General features: G+C 41.4%; 13 protein-coding genes and 1 riboswitch. All 13 genes read left to right on the top strand.

Features of this window, described 5'->3' with window-relative positions:
* Positions 1 to 115: 115 nt before the first annotated feature.
* A complete protein-coding gene (locus ABTP35_RS10380; RefSeq protein WP_293296539.1) occupies positions 116 to 1,018 on the top strand; it encodes a GLPGLI family protein in 903 nt (300 codons plus the stop codon).
* Positions 1,019 to 1,034: 16 nt separating this feature from the next.
* Positions 1,035 to 3,713: a carboxypeptidase-like regulatory domain-containing protein gene (locus ABTP35_RS10385; protein ID WP_293296537.1), complete on the top strand. Its 2,679-nt coding sequence runs from the start codon at positions 1,035 to 1,037 to the stop codon at positions 3,711 to 3,713.
* Between the two features lie 211 nt (positions 3,714 to 3,924).
* Complete coding sequence (gene metK / locus ABTP35_RS10390; RefSeq protein WP_252079047.1) at positions 3,925 to 5,178, top strand: methionine adenosyltransferase; 1,254 nt, start codon at positions 3,925 to 3,927, stop codon at positions 5,176 to 5,178.
* Between the two features lie 216 nt (positions 5,179 to 5,394).
* Positions 5,395 to 7,329, top strand: coding sequence for a CocE/NonD family hydrolase (locus tag ABTP35_RS10395; protein WP_293296535.1), 1,935 nt, complete (start codon positions 5,395 to 5,397; stop codon positions 7,327 to 7,329).
* A gap of 113 nt (positions 7,330 to 7,442) precedes the next feature.
* A riboswitch (SAM riboswitch) is annotated at positions 7,443 to 7,550 on the top strand.
* A 114-nt stretch (positions 7,551 to 7,664) separates the two neighbouring features.
* Positions 7,665 to 8,942: an O-acetylhomoserine aminocarboxypropyltransferase/cysteine synthase family protein gene (locus tag ABTP35_RS10400; protein WP_293296533.1), complete on the top strand. Its 1,278-nt coding sequence runs from the start codon at positions 7,665 to 7,667 to the stop codon at positions 8,940 to 8,942.
* Positions 8,943 to 8,966: 24 nt separating this feature from the next.
* Entirely contained in the window at positions 8,967 to 12,347 is a 3,381-nt protein-coding gene (thrA, locus tag ABTP35_RS10405; protein WP_293296531.1) for a bifunctional aspartate kinase/homoserine dehydrogenase I, read from the top strand.
* Between the two features lie 214 nt (positions 12,348 to 12,561).
* Positions 12,562 to 12,876, top strand: coding sequence for a GIY-YIG nuclease family protein (locus tag ABTP35_RS10410; protein ID WP_224835361.1), 315 nt, complete (start codon positions 12,562 to 12,564; stop codon positions 12,874 to 12,876).
* A gap of 131 nt (positions 12,877 to 13,007) precedes the next feature.
* Entirely contained in the window at positions 13,008 to 14,168 is a 1,161-nt protein-coding gene (locus ABTP35_RS10415) for a PLP-dependent aspartate aminotransferase family protein (protein ID WP_252079051.1), read from the top strand.
* Between the two features lie 59 nt (positions 14,169 to 14,227).
* The gene (locus ABTP35_RS10420) at positions 14,228 to 14,635 is read left to right on the top strand and encodes an Rrf2 family transcriptional regulator (protein WP_293296527.1); all 408 of its coding nucleotides are present in this window, start codon (positions 14,228 to 14,230) and stop codon (positions 14,633 to 14,635) included.
* Between the two features lie 407 nt (positions 14,636 to 15,042).
* On the top strand, positions 15,043 to 15,666 hold the full coding sequence (locus ABTP35_RS10425) for a phosphoadenosine phosphosulfate reductase family protein (RefSeq protein WP_293296525.1): 624 nt from the start codon (positions 15,043 to 15,045) through the stop codon (positions 15,664 to 15,666).
* A 65-nt stretch (positions 15,667 to 15,731) separates the two neighbouring features.
* Positions 15,732 to 17,822: a HEPN domain-containing protein gene (locus tag ABTP35_RS10430; protein WP_293296523.1), complete on the top strand. Its 2,091-nt coding sequence runs from the start codon at positions 15,732 to 15,734 to the stop codon at positions 17,820 to 17,822.
* Positions 17,815 to 18,591 (top strand): uroporphyrinogen-III C-methyltransferase, encoded by a 777-nt coding sequence (gene cobA / locus ABTP35_RS10435; RefSeq protein WP_293296521.1) that lies wholly within the window; start codon positions 17,815 to 17,817, stop codon positions 18,589 to 18,591. Before ABTP35_RS10430 ends, cobA begins: the two co-directional genes overlap by 8 nt.
* Before the next feature lie 71 nt (positions 18,592 to 18,662).
* Positions 18,663 to 19,724: an NAD(P)/FAD-dependent oxidoreductase gene (locus ABTP35_RS10440; protein ID WP_293296519.1), complete on the top strand. Its 1,062-nt coding sequence runs from the start codon at positions 18,663 to 18,665 to the stop codon at positions 19,722 to 19,724.
* Positions 19,725 to 19,799 lie beyond the last annotated feature (75 nt).

The following is a 19,799-nucleotide window of genomic DNA, read 5'->3' on the forward strand; positions in this document are numbered from 1 at the left end:
ATTTTTGGATGTACGCACTTTTTCTTAAATAAATACTAAACTATGGTTTTTGGTTAGCGATGGTTAAACCTTTCTTCGAAATTGGAGTCAAATTCACAATTTTGAACCTAATCGCATGAAAAAATCGTTTTTATTTTCTTTTATTCTGACCCTGGCCATATATCATGGACACTCCCAGAATTTTATCGGCACAGCAATTTATCAAAGTAAAACTTCCATTCAAGGTGATTTTGGTCCACCGGACATGCCAGAGGCCCGCAAGCAAGAAATTTTGGAACGGATGAAGAAAGCCATGGAGAAATCTTACGAGTTGACTTTTGATCGTTCTACCTCCATTTATATAGAAGAAGAAAAACTGGAAACCCCATCCGTTGATCAAGGTAGAGGTGGCCCGCGATTTGGTATGTTCTCGACGACCGGCGGCACATACTATAAGAATATTCAAGGGCAGGTCTATACTAACTCGGTAGAGACATTTGGTAAAAAGTTTTTGATAAAGGACAGTTTGCCTCAACTAAATTGGCAGCTCACTTCGGAAACCAAAAAAATAGGCAATTATACATGTTACAAAGCCACAGCGGTAAAAACGATAGATACAACATCCATGGAAAATCTTAGGAACATGATGCGGCCGCCACGAAGGGATAATGGGGATAAAGCAGGAGAACAAGAGCAAAAGGATTCGGTTCAAGGGAATTCATTGTTGGCCCGTATTGAATCTCCCAAGGAACAAATTATTACCGCATGGTTTACACCGGATATACCCGTGGGTCAAGGCCCAGGCCCCTACTGGGGGCTACCGGGATTGATCTTGGAGGTGAATGATGGACGTACGGCCATACTGTGTTCCAAGATAGTGCTCAGCCCCGACAAGGAAATTGAAATAGTCCAACCTAAAAGGGGCAAAGAGGTGACCCAGGCCGAATACAACAAAATTTTGGTAGAGAAGATGAAGGAAATGTCGGAAAGGTTTCGGAATAACGGACGAAGGGGCGGAGGTCCCGGAGGCAGACCATAATTTTATTGGATAGTCGATGAATAGAATTTTTCAGGCACTTGTGTTACTTTTTGTAACATCTGCCATGGCGCAAAAGGTAACGGTAACGGGAATCGTGTCAGATTCTCTTAAAAATCCTTTGGATGTTGCAAATGTTGTTGCGGTAAATCAAGAAAACCAGGCATTGGATGCTTTTGGCATAACCAATGATAAAGGGGAGTACAAACTAAACCTAAAAACAAATGCAAGCTATATATTAAAAGTAAGCTACCTTGGTTTTAAACCTGCCGAAATTCCATTGCAAACAAAGGAATCGGATATGGTCCTGGATGTGGTGTTGTACGAACAGGCGGAAAGTTTGGATGAGGTGGAGGTTGTTTATGAGATTCCTATCTCCATCCAGGGCGATACCATTGTCTATAATACGGATTCCTTTGTATCCGGAACGGAACGAAAACTGGCCGATGTACTGGAAAAGTTACCTGGGATAGAGGTCAGTGACGAGGGAGAGATACAGGTAGAGGGCAAGACCGTGACCAAAGTTATGGTCGAAGGCGAAGAATTTTTCGATGGTGACTCTAAATTGGCATCGAAGAATATTCCTGCCAATGCACTCAGCAAAATTGAAGTGTTGCGCAATTATTCAGAAGTTTCCCAAATGGGTGGAGTTACCAATAATCAAGATAACGTTGCACTTAATATAAAATTAAAGGAAGGCAAAAAGAAATTTTGGTTTGGTGAAGTTACGGGAGGTTTTGGCTTGGACGAAAGATATATTGCCCATCCAAAGCTATTTTATTATTCACCGGACTTTAGTGTCAATATCCTTACCGACCTTAATAATATTGGCGAAGTGGCCTTCTCTTCTCGCGATTATTGGAATTTTACGGGAGGGTTTCGCAGTGCCACCCGAGGAACCGTAGGCACATCATTTAGTACAAGCTCCAGTAGCCAAGGAATCAGTACGGCCCAGAACAATAGGGCAAAATCGTTGGAAACCAAGTTCGGAGCTATAAATTTTAGCTATAAACCATCCGAATCATGGAGGTTGAGCGGTTATGGAATATATTCCTACAACAATACCCTGATGCAGACCACCGCGACCAATACGTACATCTCCAGCGGCGAAACGGAGCTTACGGATACCAATACCGATCAAGCATCAAAATTGGGACTCCTGCAATTTAAATCGTCTTACAGTCCGAACGAAAGTCTGCAATGGGACTACCAGATCCAAACAAGGTTATCGGAAGAGGAACAATACACCAATACCTTGTCCGTTTCCGATGTAACGGACGAAATTGGGCAGAACAATGCACAAAAACCGACCACGGTTACACAGAATACCAATCTATATTACACCTTAAACCCAGAACATATATTCGCTTTTGAAGGGCAATATGAGTATTCCGATGAAGACCCGTTTTATAACGCTATACGATCAGAACAGCCTTTTGGAGGATTGATTCCCTTGGATTCCGATCAATCCAATTATAACATTAACCAAAAACAGTATACCCAAACCAATAGGTTGGATGCCAAACTCGATTATTTTTGGGTAACAGGGGCAAAGAGCAACATCAATTTAACCTTGGGGACCACACAATCCAGTCAGAGGTTCAACTCTTCTATTTTTCAGGTGTTGGATGAAGGCAGTGAGATTACTTTTAATGATGATGAACTCAATAACAATGTGCAATTCAACTTTTCCGATATGTATCTAGGGTTTCATTATAAATGGATCATGGGCAAGTTTACGTTCAATCCAGGTTTCCATGTACACAATTATGTGGCGGCCAATACCCAGTTGGGTTCAAAAGTGAAGAACGAACTTACCAATATAGTGCCCGACCTGTTCATTAATTTTCAGATTAAACAATCCGAGAGCATTAGGTTCAACTACAATATTATCCGGAATTTTACGGATATCAACAATTTGGCCGCTGGCTACATATTTAATAATTACAACTCGGTGTATCAAGGTAACCGTGATCTGGAAAGTGCGCTGTACCATAATCTATCGCTCAATTTTTTCAGTTTTAGTATGTTCAACCTTCAAAATATATTTGCCAGGTTCAACTATAGTAAGCGTATCGATGCCTTTAAGGTCAATACAAGTATCGAGGGGATCAATCAGGTGCGTACCACCATCAATTCCAATTTAGACGATGAAACCTTCAGTGGTTCAGGTAGTTTTCAGAGGACATTTGGCCGAATTAAGGTAAAGACCAACGCTTCCCTTTCACTTTCAAATACATTCAATATAGTTAATAATGCCCCTCAAAATTCAAAATCCCTAACTCAGAGCTATTCAGCCTCCGTTGGTAGCAGCTTTACCAATGCACCCAATTTAGAACTTGGTATCGGATATACCATAAACGATTACGATAACGGAAATACGAGTACTACCTATTATACCAACAGACCGTTCGTTAAGTTCGATGCGACCTTATTGAAGAACTTTCTCTTTTTGGTGGATTACGACCATTACATATATACGGACAAAGAAGGTACCATAGACAATAGATATGGCTTTCTCGATGCAAGTCTATCCTATCAAAAATCCGATAGTAAATGGGAATATAGTATTGAGGCCACCAATCTTACCAACAATGCTTCTTTGGACCAAAACTCCTATGATGACCTGTATTTTAGAACATCAAACTATATGGTCCAGCCACGTTATGTTGTTCTAAAGGTGAAGTATGAATTATGATTTGTTTTTGTGTTCAAAATTTTGATGGTTTTGGGTTTCACCGTACTTTTGCCCTTCAAAACGAGGAAAGATTTGACTGATTGCAACCTCTTGTCCCAAACTATCAGGGATGAAAAATGCTAAAGCAGTTTACTGGACGTGTGTTCAGTGGTCTCTACCGAGAAAAAACTCCTTTGGTTATTCAATTGAATCTTTCCGTTAAAGGAAAACAATGTCATATTTATTTACGTCCGAATCGGTAAGCGAAGGACACCCGGATAAGATAGCCGATCAAATAAGTGATGCCCTATTGGATAATTTTCTTGCCTTTGATCCCGAGAGCAAAGTGGCTTGCGAAACTATGGTCACTACAGGTCAAGTGGTTTTGGCCGGCGAGGTAAAAAGCCATACTTATGTGGATCTGCAAAGTATAGCCAGGGAGGTTATCAATAACATTGGTTATACGAAAGGCGAGTACAAGTTCAGTGGGGATTCCTGTGGGGTAATCTCATTGATCCACGAACAATCCCAAGATATAAACCAAGGAGTGGACCGGGGCACTAAAGAAGAGCAAGGCGCCGGTGATCAAGGAATGATGTTTGGGTACGCCACGACCGAGACCGACAATTATATGCCTTTGGCTTTGGACATTTCCCATAAGATTTTGGAAGTGTTGGCCGATTTAAGAAGGGAGGGAACACAGATCTCTTACCTAAGGCCCGATGCCAAGGCCCAGGTGACCATTGAATATTCTGATGATAATGTGCCCCAGCGTATAGATACTATTGTGGTTTCTACCCAACATGATGAGTTTGACACGGACGAAGCCATGTTGGCCAAAATCAAAGAAGATGTAATCAAAATATTGATTCCCGCAGTTAAAAAACTGTTGCCGGAAAACATACAAAAACTTTTTACGGACAGTATCAAATACCATATAAATCCGACCGGAAAATTCGTGATCGGTGGTCCTCACGGGGATGCAGGGCTAACTGGAAGGAAAATTATTGTGGATACTTATGGCGGAAAAGGTGCCCACGGAGGAGGTGCCTTTAGTGGAAAAGACCCTAGCAAGGTGGATCGCAGTGCAGCCTATGCTGCACGGCACATGGCAAAAAACCTTGTTGCCGCTGGGGTGGCGAATGAAATTTTGGTACAGGTAAGTTATGCCATAGGAGTAGTGGAACCAACGTCTATTTTTGTGGAAACCTACGGAACATCGAACGTTGCTTTAAATGATGGTGAGATTGCCCAAAAAGCATCCCAGCTTTTCGATATGCGCCCCTTTGCCATAGAAGAACGTCTAAAACTCCGTAATCCAATTTATTTGGAAACAGCGGCCTACGGTCACATGGGTAAAGAGCCCACGACCATGACCAAGGTTTTTGAGTCTCCATATAATGGAAGAATAGAAAAAGAGGTAGAACTCTTTACTTGGGAAAAATTGGATATGGTGGACAAGGTGAAAAAAACCTTTGGTTTGTAAGCCAAACCACTTTATAAAATTAAGGACTGAGACTATCCAAGAAGTATTGAAACGCGTCATTCTGAATTCATTTCAGAATCTCACTATAATCCTAAATGAATTGTAGTGAGAACCTGAATCAAGTTCAGGTTGACGATAATCTACTTCTTAGATAGTCTTTTTTATTGGCATACTCTTGCGAACTTTAGTAGATTTAGCATATCAAAATTAGAATGTATGAGAAGTTCGTTTAGAATTGTGTTCCTAAGTGTTTTTGTGCTATTGTCTGCTGTTGGTTGCAAAAAAACCACTAAAACGGAGGTCAAGACAGTAGATACCTACGTCGCCGATAACTACACCAAAAAAGAGGTAGATATAGAAATGCGGGATGGGGTAAAACTGCATACTACCATATATGCTCCCAAGGATACCTCCAAGGAGTACCCGATTATTATGCAACGGACTCCTTACAGCTCAAGACCTTATGGAGAAGGTATTTTTAAGACCAAAATCGGTCCTAACGAACATTTAATGCGTGAAGGAAACATCATTGTTTATCAAGATGTGCGCGGAAGATGGCTCAGTGAAGGCCATTACGAAAATATGAGGGCCTACATTCCCAACAAAACATCCAACGATCAAGTGGACGAAAGTTCCGATACCTACGATACCATTGAGTGGTTGGTTAACAATGTGGAAAATAACAATGGCAATGTGGGAATTTGGGGTATATCTTATCCTGGGTATTATGCTACATATGCAACTGTGGATGCCCATCCAGCCCTAAAAGCGGCTTCTCCACAAGCCTGTATCGGGGATTTCTTTTTCGATGATTTCCACCACAACGGAGCGTATTTGTTGAGCTATTTTAGGGCGACCTCTTTGTTTGGAACGCCAAGGCCCAATGGTGACGCACCAATCGACACAGCTTGGTACACACTTCCCAAATTGCCGACAGAAGACCAGTACCAATTCTTTTTGGATGCAGGGCCACTTAAAAACTTGGATTACTTTTTTGAATACGAGACTGCAGATACCCCGACCATGCGTCCCGAAGGTGTTACCGATGATTTCTTTTGGAACGAGTTAAAGGAACACCCCAATTATGATGAAATGTGGCAGAGCAAAGGGCTCATCCAACATTTGAAAAATGTTAAGAGCAGTGTGGCCACGATGATCGTTGGTGGTTGGTTTGATGCGGAAGACCTCTACGGACCATTGGAAACGTATAAGAACATAGAAAAATACAATACGGACAATTACAATACTATGGTTTTCGGACCATGGGACCACGGTGCTTGGGCAAGAACAAAAGAGCGGAATACCGTGGGCAATTACTACTTTGGTGATTCCATATCCTTGTTCTTCCAAAAAAACATCGAAACAAAATTCTTTAATCATTTTCTAAAAGGTGAAGGAGATAAAAATTCTGGTCTGCCAGAAGCTTATGTGTTCGATACCGGAAGAAAAGAATGGAAAACGTACGATACTTGGCCACCACAAAATGTGGAAAAACAGACCATGTACCTATCCGAAGACGAAGAGCTTACATCCGAAGCTAAAAATGTAACCGGCATAGACTTCGTGAGCAATGTAAAGAAACCCGTGCCTTATTCCGAGGACGTAAAAACAGTGTTCACGCCAAGAAAATATATGACCGATGACCAACGTTTTGCTGCCCGTCGTTCCGATGTTCTGGTGTTCGAGACCGAAGTGATGGAAGAAGACCTTACCTTGGCCGGGGATATTTTGGCAAAATTAAAGGTGGCCACCACCGGTACAGCAGCAGATTGGATCGTAAAGGTTATCGATGTGCACCCAGCGGATACCGAGACAAATGAGGAAATGCAAGACCATCTTAAAATGAGCAATTACCATTTAATGGTAAGGAGCGAGGTGCTTCGTGGTCGATTTAGAAATAGCTTTTCAGACCCCGAACCATTTACCCCAAATCAAAAAACAGATGTGGATATCAAGCTTCAAGATGTGTTCCACACGATCAAAAAAGGGCACAAATTGCAAATTCAGGTACAGAGCACGTGGTTCCCGCTTATCGATTTGAACCCGCAGACCTATGTGGACAATATTTTTAAGGCAGACGAATCCGATTTTAAAACGCAGACCCATACTGTATTTACCGACTCCAATATCGAGTTTACGGTATTGAAGTAAAATGACTTGGAGCTTCCGACAACACATGTGAAGGATTAATTTTTTCCAAAAGATTAGGAAAATCAAATTTTCCATGAGTATATTTGTCGTTCGAAGTTCAAACAAGTATTGATTAGTTATCAAGAAAGGTGGAGGGAATAGACCCTTTGAAGCCTTAGCAACCCTTGGCCCCCAGTGTCGAGAAGGTGCTACATTCTATCCCGATTGGGTATAGATAACGACAATCGACCATTTTCGATTTCATTTTCTTATAACTTTTTGATTTTCTTACGCCCAAGGGCTAAGCGTTTGACTTTTTAATTTTTCGTTTAAAAAATTTAAAAAAAACAAAAGTCATGAGCGATCAAAAATTTGCAACAAACGTATTACACGCAGGTCACGATACCACACAGACCGCAGGAACAAGGGCAGTGCCTATTTATCAGTCAACATCCTATGTCTTTAACGACACGGACCATGCCGCGAATCTATTTTCATTGTCGGAATTGGGTTTTATTTATACAAGACTGAATAATCCAACCAACCAGGTACTGCAAGATAGATTGGCCGCTGCAGAGGGAGGGGTAGGTGCCGTTGTATTTGCATCTGGTACTGCTGCAATTTCTACAGGACTGTTGACCCTGCTAAAAGCGGGCGACCATATTGTGGCATCCAGCAGTTTGTACGGGGGCACCTATAATTTATTGAATGTTACCCTGCCAAGATTGGGTATCACTACCACTTTTGTAGATGCTTCGGACCCTTCAAATTTTGCGGATGCGGTTCAAGAGAATACACGGGCAATCTTTGTGGAATCTTTGGGCAATCCTAAATTGGATGTGTTGGATTTAAAAGGAATTTCTAAAGAGGCCAAAGCGGCAGGAGTACCATTTATGGTGGATAACACGGTAGCTACGCCCGGACTTTTAAATCCTATTGAGCACGGCGCCAATTTGGTGATACATTCCTTGACCAAATATATTGGAGGCCAAGGAACATCGCTTGGAGGAGCTATCATTGATGCCGGCACTTTTGATTGGAGCAATGGTAAATTTCCGGAATTTACAGAGCCATCTGCAGGGTATCACGGCTTGGTATATCACGAAACTTTGGGCGCGGCGGCTTTCACTTTTAAGTTAATTTTAGAAGGATTACGAGATTTTGGTGGAGCTTTGAGCCCTTTCAATGCTTTTCAAATTTTACAAGGATTGGAAACTTTGCCGGTTCGTATTAAGCAGCACAGTGCAAATGCACTGGAGTTGGCGGAGTGGCTACAAAGCAGGGAAGAAGTAGCATGGGTAAACTATCCAGGGCTTAAGGGAAACAAGTATTACGATTTGGCACAGGAATATTTGCCAAAAGGACAAAGCGGAATTGTAACATTTGGAGTAAAAGGAGGGTTCGAAGCGGCAAAAAAACTAACCGATGCGACCAAAGTATTCTCTTTGCTTGCTAATATTGGTGATACAAAGTCGCTTATAATTCACCCGGCAAGTACAACGCACCAACAATTGGATGAGGAGCAACAGGCAAGCGCGGGCGTTACTCAAGATTTGATCAGGCTTTCTGTAGGTCTGGAAGACATTGAAGATTTAAAAAACGATTTGGAAGCTGGTTTTGCAGCTATTGGTTAAACATTTTGAAATTGGTAAGCACGCATGTTGCATAAAATAGAGATAAAGGAATACACGACCTTATCCGGTCATACACAAGAAATTGAACTGTCGTATCAGTTGTTCGGAAAGCCATTGCATTCGGCACCGATCATTCTTGTGAACCATGCCTTGACAGGTAATTCGAACGTTGCCGGAGAAGATGGCTGGTGGTCCGATTTGATCGGGGATGGAAAATGTATCGATACAAAAAAGTACACCATTCTGTCATTTAACATACCGGGAAATGGTTTTGATGGTTTTATTATTGAAAACTATAAGGACTTTGTTGCCGGGGATATTGCTAGAATATTTTTATGGGGACTTCGGGCCTTGGAAATCGAAAAATTGTTTGCCATAATCGGAGGCTCGTTGGGAGGAGGAATTGCATGGGAAATGACTGCTATTGACCCAAAGATAACCGAGCATTTGATCCCTGTGGCCTCCGATTGGAAATCCACGGATTGGTTGATTGCCAATTGTCAGATTCAGGAGCAATTTTTGGTCAACTCCAAACAACCGGTGCACGATGCACGTATGCATGCGATGTTGTGCTACCGTACCCCGGAATCATTTAAAGAAAGGTTTAAAAGAAGTACCAACGAAGAGCTTCAAATATTTAATGTAGAATCTTGGTTGATGCATCACGGCAAAAAGTTACAAGAGCGTTTTCAGCTTTCTGCCTATAAATTAATGAACCAATTGCTCAAATCCATCGATATAACCAGAGATGGAGAGGAAGCATTTAACGCCTTGCAGGAAAGCGATACCAAAATCCACATAATCGGGGTAAACTCCGATTTGTTCTTTACTGCCGAAGAAAATAAGGAAACATTTAAGCGATTGGCACAGGCCAATACCAATGTTACTTATGGCGAAGTACAATCCGTACATGGGCACGATGCCTTTTTGATGGAGTTTGAACAATTGGAGAAATTGTTGTCCACCGTATTTCAGAAGAGTACAGAACGCATCAAAATTTTAAAATTTGGTGGAAAATCTTTGGCAAACGGCGAAGGAATTGAACGTGTTTTGAATATTATCGGTAAAAGATATGATGAGCAAGAACATTTTGCAGTAGTAGTTTCTGCGCGTGGTAAGGCAACGGACCAATTGGAGAACCTATTGGAAAAAGCGGTCAACGGGGAAGACTTCCAAAAAGATTTGAAGAAGTTTGCCGAATACCAAAAAAATAATTTTGATGGTGTGGACATAACCGAAGAACTGTCCGCAATCGAAAAAATATTGAGCGGGGTAACATTAACAGGTGATTACAGTCTAAAAACCAAGGATGAAGTATTGTCCTTCGGTGAATTGATATCTGGAAAATATGTTACTGCTGCCTTGCAGGCAAACGGGGTAAAGGCTACATTGCTCGACTCCAGACAACTCATAAAAACCGACGATAGCTTTAGTAATGCCGAGGTAGATGAAGGGCTGTCCAAAGAAAATGTGCTACGATACTTCCATGAGCTGGATTCGGGCACCGTACCCGTGGTAACCGGGTTTATAGCCTCCAATAAGAATGGTGCAACCACTACTTTGGGAAGAAATGGAACAAATTATTCAGCAGCTCTGTTGGCCAATTTTTTGGATGCAAGCGAGTTGATCAATTATACCCATGTTGATGGTATTTTTACCGCCAATCCCGATTTGGTGAAAGATGCCAGATTGATCGATATGATTTCTTACAGTGAGGCCAATGAACTTGCCAATTTTGGAGCCACCATTTTGCACGCAAAGACGATTATCCCCTTGATCGAAAAAAACATCCCATTGCGTATCTGCAATACTTTCAATGATGATAACGAGGGCACCTTGATCGGTCCAAAAACTGGTCGTGGTGGCATAAAGTCCCTTTCCGTGTTGGATAATATGGCCCTTATCAATCTTGAGGGTAGGGGGTTGCTCGGAAAAGTAGGTGTGGATATGCGTATTTTCAGGGCCCTTGGCCAAAACGATATCTCCGTTGGAATTGTTTCCCAAGGATCATCAGAGAGAGGTATTGGTTTGGTAGTGGATGTCTCCAGGGCTGATAAGGCAAAGAAAGTACTCGATCAGGAATTTGAGACGGACTATTCATCGCAGGATATCAATAAAATATCCGTGGTGAAGGATGTTTCCGTCATTTCTATTGTGGGTATGGACTTGAGCAGTTTTCATAAACCCTTCAATGCCTTGGTCAAAAACCAAATCACACCCTTACTGTTTAACAACACGGTGACAGGAAAAAATGTGAGCATGGTGATGAAGAAAACCGATCTGCACAAAGCCATAAACGTGATCCATGGGCAAATTTTCGGTATTGCGAAGAAAATCAATCTGGCTTTGTTCGGTCATGGCAATGTGGGGGGAACATTGATCCATCAAGTTTTGGATTCAAAAAATACGATCGAGGACAGAAAAAGTATCGATTTAAAAATCTTTGCAGTGTCCAATTCAACAAAAGTACTATTGGATGCTTCGGGTATTGGTGCCGATTGGAAAGAGCGTTTGGAAACTGAGGGACAGCCTTATTCTGCCGAAGATATAATCACTTTTGCCAAAAAACATCATTTAGAGAATTTGATTGCAGTGGATAATACCGCAAGCAAAACATTTGTGGAAAAATATGAAACCTTGATCGAGCATGGTTTTGATCTGGTGTCATCCAACAAGATTGCAAATACCTTGAGCTTTGATCAATATAAATCCATACGAAAGTGTTTAGATCAAAATCAAAAACAATACCTGTACGAAACCAATGTGGGTGCAGGTCTTCCACTTATCGATACAATTAAACTACTGCATCTTTCTGGCGAGAATATTACTCGGATTAAAGGGGTGTTTTCTGGGTCGTTGAGTTATATTTTTAATACTTTTTCCGAGAAAGATGTAACTTTTTCCGAAATTGTAAAGGAAGCTATGGAAAATGGTTTTACAGAACCTGATCCTAGGGAAGACCTGTCCGGGAACGATGTAGGAAGAAAACTTTTGATTTTGGCCAGAGAGTTGGACCTTCAGAACGAGTTCGCGGATATTGAAGTGCAAAATTTAATTCCAGAAGAGCTTGTAACCTTGGATTTTAAGAATTTTATGGAACAAATTGAAAAGATGGACACTGTTTTTGAAAAGATAAAGAAGGACCAGAGACAAGGCCATGTATTGCGATATGTTGGGGATTTGCATGGAGATTTACAACAGGACAAAGGAGTCCTGGATGTAAAACTCGTCTCTGTGCCTAAAGAGAGTGCATTGGGCCAGGTAAAGGGCTCCGATTCGATCATTGAAATTTATACGGAGTCTTACGGAGAGCACCCACTTGTGATCCAAGGTGCGGGAGCAGGAGCTGCTGTTACGGCAAGAGGTGTATTTGGCGATATTTTAAGAATAGCGGAAAAGATATAACTTCGAATACGCTCAACTACTGTACTTTAAAATCTCTGTTGGCTGAGCGTGGTCGAAGTCACAATAGTTTGTTCGTTTAGGGTTTTGATGGTGTAGTTTTGACTAAGATCAACTACCAGTTTTTAATTTAATTGGGTAACTGAGTGAGGTGTTTACTTAAAATAGAATGTATAATTAGGTGTCTGAACCTAGTCGAAGACACAATAGTTTGCTCGTGAAAGGTTACGTATATATATTACAATGTTCGGATGGTAGCTATTACACCGGAAGCACTGTTGATTTAGACAAGCGTTTGCGAGAGCATCAAGATGGAAAAGGAGCCAATCACACCAAGAAAAGATTGCCTGTTAAATTATTGTATGCTGAAGAGTATTTGAGTATTGCAATGGCTTTTGAACGTGAAAAGCAAATTCAAGGGTGGTCACGACCAAAGAAAGAAGCTCTTATTAATGGCGAGTTTGAGGTTTTGCCTTATTTATCTGAATGTAAAAACGAAACGAACTTTAAATATTATAAAGAAGAAAAATGAAGTAGCTTCGACTCCGCTCAGCTACCCAAGTTAGAATGTTTTTGGTGACTGAGCGTAGTCGAAGTCACATTTGATTGTCATGGAAGGGTTTGAACAAAGAAGTCGAAGCCACAAAATAAAAAGGGATAAAGATGAAAAAATTTGAAACAGAAGCGATTCGCACCCAAATAGAGCGTAGTCAAAATTTGGAGCATTCCAGTCCCATTTATATGACCTCCAGCTTTGTTTTTGAAGATGCAGAGGATATGCGGGCCTCTTTTGCCGAAGAAAAGGAACGGAATATTTACTCCAGATATTCCAATCCCAATTCATCGGAATTGATTGAAAAAGTTTGCCAAATGGAGGGGGCGGAAAGCGGCTTCGCCTATGCTTCGGGTATGTCGGCCGTTTTTTCCACCTTGGCAGCCTTGTTAAATGCCGGAGATCATATTATATCTTCCAAGAGTATTTTTGGGTCTACGCATAGTTTGTTTACCCAATTTTTCCCAAAATGGAATATCGAAACCAGTTATTTTGATGCCAACGATGTATCTCAAATCGAAGGGTTGATCAAACCTAATACAAAAATCCTATATGCGGAAACCCCGACCAATCCTGGGGTGGATGTTTTAGATCTGGCCGTTTTGGGAAAGATCGCCAAAGCACATGGACTTATATTTATTGTGGACAATTGTTTTGCGACCCCATATTTACAGCAACCCATAAAGTTCGGGGCCGACTTGGTCATCCACTCCGGGACCAAGTTAATGGACGGGCAGGGCAGGGTACTGGCCGGAATCACCGTTGGCAATGGTGATTTAATGGACAAAGTATATCGGTTTTCAAGGATTACAGGGCCAGCATTGTCTCCCTTTAATGCTTGGGTATTGTCACGAAGCTTGGAAACCTTGGCTGTTCGGGTTGATAGACATTGTGAGAATGCTCTGAAATTGGCCACCTATCTCGAAGGTCATAAAAAAATTGAATGGGTCAAATACCCTTTTTTAAAATCACACCCAAATCACGAAATTGCCAAAAAACAGATGAAAGCAGGCGGATGTGTTGTTGCTTTCGGGGTCAAGGGCGGTCTGGAAGCAGGCAGGGAATTCTTTAATGGAATTCGATTGTTGTCCCTTTCGGCCAACTTGGGCGATTCGCGAAGTATAGTAACCCACCCTGCTTCAACAACACACAGCAAGCTTACCACCGAAGAACGCAATGCCGTTGGTATATCGGATGGCATGGTGCGGGTATCCGTAGGCCTTGAACATATTGATGATATTATTTCGGATATTGAACAGGCCTTGGGGTAAGGTTTTTTTGATGGTATTCTTCTAGGGAACGGATTGTTTAATTTCGTTATATTCGTACGATGCTCTCCAAGAAGACAAAATACGGACTAAAAGCACTTACCTATCTTGCAAAAGTAGATGATAGACAGCCGGTGCAGATTGCTGAAATTGCCAAGCATGAAAATATTTCCCAAAAATTTCTGGAAAGTATTTTGTTGACCCTTCGCAGGAACGGATTTTTAGGTTCCAAAAAAGGAAAGGGAGGAGGGTACTACCTTATAAAAGAACCCAAGGATATCCCAATGACCACGGTAATGAGGGTGCTGGAAGGTCCTATAGCCATGGTTCCATGCGTTAGCCTAAATTTCTACGAAAAATGTGAAGACTGTCCTAATGAAGACGAATGTTCCGTACACAAGTTAATGCTTAAGGTAAGGGATAGTGCTTTGGACGTTTACCGAAACAATACCCTGGCAGATTTGTTGTAGTTAAATTTTAATTCAACAAGAATATAAGATGTTGAATGCATTATTAGAACTTTTTGGCGCATTTATCCGTTATCTTTTATTCAATTTTTTTAGTCTACTGAATGGAAAGGAAAAAAGAAATTTTGATTCCTTTTTAAAGGTAAAATCTTCGGATACTTCTGGCAACGTCAGTACTGATCATTGGAATGGCATTATTGGTCTTATCTCCTTTGTTTTAATGCTTTTTCTTCTCTATTTAATTATTGGACAGTCCATTTTTTATTGAGAATATGGTAAAAATAATTTTAATTTTTAATTAATCTACTAAAACTATAGGGTAAATAAATAAATATGAAGGTTTTTACATGCTGTTCTAAAAATTAATTTTACGTTTGTATAACCTATTAAAACGATAGACATTATATATTATGGCTCTTGATATAGATTTGGAATATTACAACAAACAATTTAGAGGAATACCGCCTGAGGAAATCATTAGTTGGGCTTTACAGTTGTCGGAAAGAAGAATAGTTACCACTAGCTTTGGTAAATACTCAGCGGTGCTTTTGAATACATTTAGTATGGAAGATCCCAATATCGATGTGGTTTGGTGTGATACGGGATACAATTTACCGGAAACCTATGAACATGCTTCGTATTTGACCAAGTTGCTCAATCTCAACCTAAGCACCTATGTGCCGCGAGAAACAAAGGCGTTCACCGAACATAGGCTCGGTTTTCCATCGGTGGACCAGCCAGAACATGCCGAATTTTCCGAGATTGTCAAACTTGAGCCTTTCCGCAGGGCTTTGGCAGATTTTAAACCGGACATCTGGTTTTCCAATATAAGAATACGCCAGACAGAACTTAGAAGTTCTAAGGATATATTAAGTTACAGCAAAGATGGTATCCTTAAAATAAGTCCGTTTTATTATTGGACGGATGACGAGTTGGATGGCTACTTAGAGCAGCATAACTTACCAAAAAACAGCACCTATTTTGATCCGGTAAAAGCATTGGAAAGTAGGGAGTGTGGTATTCATTTGCAATAAACAAATGAATATCAAATAAGAATACTTATCAATAAAACCTATAAAAAAGATAGGATAAATAGGAAATGCAAAGCTTTAGAACAGAATTAGAAAACCCGGTAGTGGAAAAGGACATCATTGATCTGGAAAAAAAAATCAACCAGTTCAATGGAGGCAATATTGACGAGGAAAAATTTCGGAGCCTTCGGTTGGCTCGAGGCATATATGGGCAGCGCCAGCCTGGGGTACAAATGATTCGGATTAAGTTGCCTTATGGAAAGGTGACCTCAAATCAGTTGTTGCGGATTGCAGATGTTTCCGATGAGTACTCTAGAGGACGATTGCATATCACTACTCGTCAAGATATCCAGATTCATTATGTGGACTTGGAACGCACTCCGGAGCTTTGGGCGCAACTGGAGAAGGATGAAGTAACCATTCGGGAAGCTTGTGGAAATACCGTTCGCAACGTAACCGCTAGTGAAACTGCAGGAATCGATGTAGATGAACCTTTTGATGTTTCTCCCTACGCCCAAGCAGTATTCGAATATTTCTTGAGAAACCCTATTGGGCAGGAAATGGGAAGAAAATTCAAAGTTTCTTTCTCTGCCAGTGATGCCGACACCGGACTTTCCTATATGCACGACCTTGGTTTTATCGCCAAAGAAAAAGATGGTGAAAGAGGGTTCAAAGTAATGTTGGCAGGCGGATTGGGTTCTCAACCACGCCATGCCGATGAACTCTACAGCTTTTTGCCTACGGATAAAATTATTCCGTTGATGGAAGGTGTTATCCGTGTGTTCGATAGATACGGAGAGCGAAAAAGTAGAGCAAAAGCCCGTATGAAATTTTTGCTGAAGGATATCGGTCTGGATGGTTTTAAACAATTGCTGGAAGAAGAACAAACCGCAGTTCCACACCAAACCTATGCCATCAACTTTGAGGATTATCCAAAAGTAAAAATTGCTGAAGTTGATACTCCAGAAGTTATAATTGAAGACCAAAATGCGTTTGAAGAGTGGAAATCAACCAACTTGGTGCCTCAAAAACAAGAAGGTTATGTGGCTATCGGGATTAAAGTGCTATTGGGAGATTTCTACACGGACAAGGCGCGTAAACTGGCCAGATTGGTGCAGAATTATGCAGCAGGGGAGATTCGTTTGTCCCTAAGACAAAACATATTGGTTCCATATGTAAAAGAGGAATTGGTGCCATTCTTTTACCAAGAATTGAATAAACTTGGCTTTGCCGAAGCTGGCTATAACAAAGCACTGGATATCACCGCGTGTCCGGGAACCGATACCTGTAATTTGGGTATTGCCAGTAGCACGGGAATTGCCGATGAGTTGGAAAGAGTAATCAAAGCTGAATATCCTCAATACATCAAAAATCCAGATGTGGTTATCAAGATCAGTGGATGTATGAACGCTTGTGGTCAGCATAACATGGCACATATTGGGTTTCAAGGCATGTCCGTTAGAACCAAGGATAAATTGGTGGCACCCGCACTTCAAGTTTTATTGGGCGGAGGAAATTATGGTGATGGAAAAGCAAGATTTGCCGACAAAGTCGCTAAGATTCCAAGTAAAAGAGGGCCGCAGGCTTTGCGTCTTATTTTGGATGACTTCGAAGCCAACGGAAATGGAACTTCTTTTACCGATTATTATGAAGATAAAGGACAACATTATTTCTATGATTTCCTTAAACCGTTGACGGATGTGGATAATTTGACCCAAGATGATTTTATCGATTGGGGCAACGAGGAAAAATATAAAAAGGAGATTGGAATCGGGGAATGTGCGGGAGTCATTGTTGACCTTGTGGCCACATTGTTCTTTGAAAGCCAAGAGAAGATTGAAAATGCCGAAGAGGCCATCAAAGAAAGAAAATGGGCGGCAAGTATTTATTACTCCTACCAATCCATTGTGAATTCTGCGAAGGCATTGTTGACGGCCGAAAAAGTAAAGACCAATACCCATGCGAGCATCATCAAGGATTTTGATAGGCTGTATGTGGAAACTGGAAAAATAGCCTTTGAGGGAGGTTTTGATAAAGTGGCCCTTCAATTGAACAAGAACGAACCATCCGAAGCATTTGCAAAAAGCTATCTGGAAGATGCCAAAACAGTGCTGCAACGTTTGGAAACGTTCAGAAAATTGGAATTGGAACATGCGTAAAGGAAAGTTGACCGTAGTTGGCGCAGGCCCGGGAGATGTGGAGTTGATTACCCTAAAAGGTGTCAAAGCCTTGCAAAGTGCAGATGTTGTGCTATATGATGCATTGGTGTCGACGGAGTTATTGGAGTATACCGATCAGGCCGAGCAAATATTTGTGGGAAAGCGCAAAGGATGTTATGCTTATCAACAAGAGCAAATCAATGATTTGATCGTGCAACGAGCAAGCCTAGGGCTGCATGTAGTGCGGTTAAAAGGAGGGGACCCATTTGTTTTTGGCCGTGGGGCAGAAGAAATGGAACATGCCGCTCAGTATGGAATCGAGGTTGCAGTTGTGCCGGGAATATCATCTTCGGTATCCGTACCGGCATCACAACATATTCCTGTGACCAAGAGAGGCGCCGCCGAAAGCTTTTGGGTCATTACAGGAACCACCAAAGAACATAAACTGTCCAACGATGTGGCTTTGGCCGCAAAATCCAACGCCACGGTCATCATACTTATGGGGATGTCCAAACTGGGGGAGATTATGGAACTCTTCAAAAAAGAAGGAAAAGAAAATACACCAGTGGCCATTATCCAAAATGGCACAACAAATCACGAAAGGGTTGGAATAGCAACTGTTGCCTCTATTGAGAACAAGGCAAGGGGGCAGCAGTTATCCAATCCAGCGATCATTGTGATCGGAGAAGTGGTGAATCACCGTCAAAAAATATTGGATATTCAAGAAGAGTATCAAATTAAGGGAGAAAAATTGCTAGAGAAAAATTAAATCAAATGTCAGCACTTTAGGACCCAGAGCGGAGTCGAAGGGGCTTTAAGGACGAATTAAAAAGTAGTAGTATGATCAAAACAGATATTATTATAATCGGGGCGGGACCAACGGGTTTGTTCACTGTTTTTGAAGCAGGATTGTTAAAGCTAAAATGTCATTTAATTGATGCATTGGCACAACCGGGAGGCCAATGTTCCGAGATCTATCCTAAAAAACCGATTTACGATATTCCAGCCTATCCAGAAATTTTGGCGGGTACCTTGGTGGATAATCTTATGGAGCAAATAAAGCCGTTCGAGCCTGGTTTTACGTTGGGTGAGCGAGCTGAAACTTTGGAGAAGCAAGAGGATGGTTCTTTTATCGTAACTACAAGCAAAGGTACCCTACACCACGCTCCAGTGGTGGTGATTGCAGGAGGGCTAGGTTCTTTTGAACCTAGAAAGCCATTGATTGCCAATATCGGACTCTTTGAAAGCAAAGGGGTGGAGTACATGATTAAGGACCCAGAGCAATTCCGTGATAAAAAAGTAGTGATTTCTGGTGGTGGTGATTCAGCTTTGGACTGGTCCATATTTTTGGCCGATGTAGCCTCCGAGGTATCTTTGGTACACCGTAGAAACGAATTCCGTGGGGCTCTGGATTCGGTGGAAAAAGCGCGGGAGTTGGCCAAATTGGGCAAGATTCGACTATATACCGAAGCTGAGGTAAAAGAAATTCATGGGAAGGACGAATTGCATGCCGTCGTAATAAAATATAATGATCAAGCAAAGGAAGATGCTTACGTAGAAACCGATTATTTTATCCCGCTTTTTGGATTGTCGCCTAAACTGGGGCCTATCGGTAACTGGGGATTGGAAATCGAAAAGAATGCCATCAAAGTAAACAATGCAAAAGATTACCAGACCAATATTCCCGGCGTATTTGCCATTGGCGATGTAAATACCTATCCTGGGAAACTTAAATTGATTTTGTCGGGCTTCCATGAAGCTGCGGTAATGTGTCAGTTTGCCTATCAAATCATAAATCCCGATAAGCGATTTGTAATGAAGTATACCACGGTGGGCGGCGTTCAAGGATTTGATGGTACCAAAAAAGAAGCCAAAAAAGAAGTGGTACAGAGTATCAACTAGATAATTTAGTTTTTAGAAGCAGGGGCACCCTTTCAGAAGCAATTTTGGAGGGTGTTTTTGTTTTTAGGTTATATT

This window comes from Flagellimonas alginilytica, from assembly GCF_042134605.1.
GTDB classification, from domain to species: domain Bacteria; phylum Bacteroidota; class Bacteroidia; order Flavobacteriales; family Flavobacteriaceae; genus Flagellimonas; species Flagellimonas alginolytica.

What these genes read in the sequence shown, in the direction of transcription:
- ABTP35_RS10395 (WP_293296535.1), top strand. Translation starts at nt 5,395, where the DNA reads ATGAGAAGTTCGTTTAGAATTGTGTTCCTAAGTGTTTTTGTGCTATTG.
- ABTP35_RS10415 (WP_252079051.1), top strand. Translation starts at nt 13,008, where the DNA reads ATGAAAAAATTTGAAACAGAAGCGATTCGCACCCAAATAGAGCGTAGT.
- ABTP35_RS10420 (WP_293296527.1), top strand. Translation starts at nt 14,228, where the DNA reads ATGCTCTCCAAGAAGACAAAATACGGACTAAAAGCACTTACCTATCTT.
- cobA (WP_293296521.1), top strand. Translation starts at nt 17,815, where the DNA reads ATGCGTAAAGGAAAGTTGACCGTAGTTGGCGCAGGCCCGGGAGATGTG.
- ABTP35_RS10385 (WP_293296537.1), top strand. Translation starts at nt 1,035, where the DNA reads ATGAATAGAATTTTTCAGGCACTTGTGTTACTTTTTGTAACATCTGCC.
- ABTP35_RS10400 (WP_293296533.1), top strand. Translation starts at nt 7,665, where the DNA reads ATGAGCGATCAAAAATTTGCAACAAACGTATTACACGCAGGTCACGAT.
- metK (WP_252079047.1), top strand. Translation starts at nt 3,925, where the DNA reads ATGTCATATTTATTTACGTCCGAATCGGTAAGCGAAGGACACCCGGAT.
- ABTP35_RS10440 (WP_293296519.1), top strand. Translation starts at nt 18,663, where the DNA reads ATGATCAAAACAGATATTATTATAATCGGGGCGGGACCAACGGGTTTG.
- ABTP35_RS10380 (WP_293296539.1), top strand. Translation starts at nt 116, where the DNA reads ATGAAAAAATCGTTTTTATTTTCTTTTATTCTGACCCTGGCCATATAT.
- ABTP35_RS10425 (WP_293296525.1), top strand. Translation starts at nt 15,043, where the DNA reads ATGGCTCTTGATATAGATTTGGAATATTACAACAAACAATTTAGAGGA.
- ABTP35_RS10430 (WP_293296523.1), top strand. Translation starts at nt 15,732, where the DNA reads ATGCAAAGCTTTAGAACAGAATTAGAAAACCCGGTAGTGGAAAAGGAC.
- thrA (WP_293296531.1), top strand. Translation starts at nt 8,967, where the DNA reads ATGTTGCATAAAATAGAGATAAAGGAATACACGACCTTATCCGGTCAT.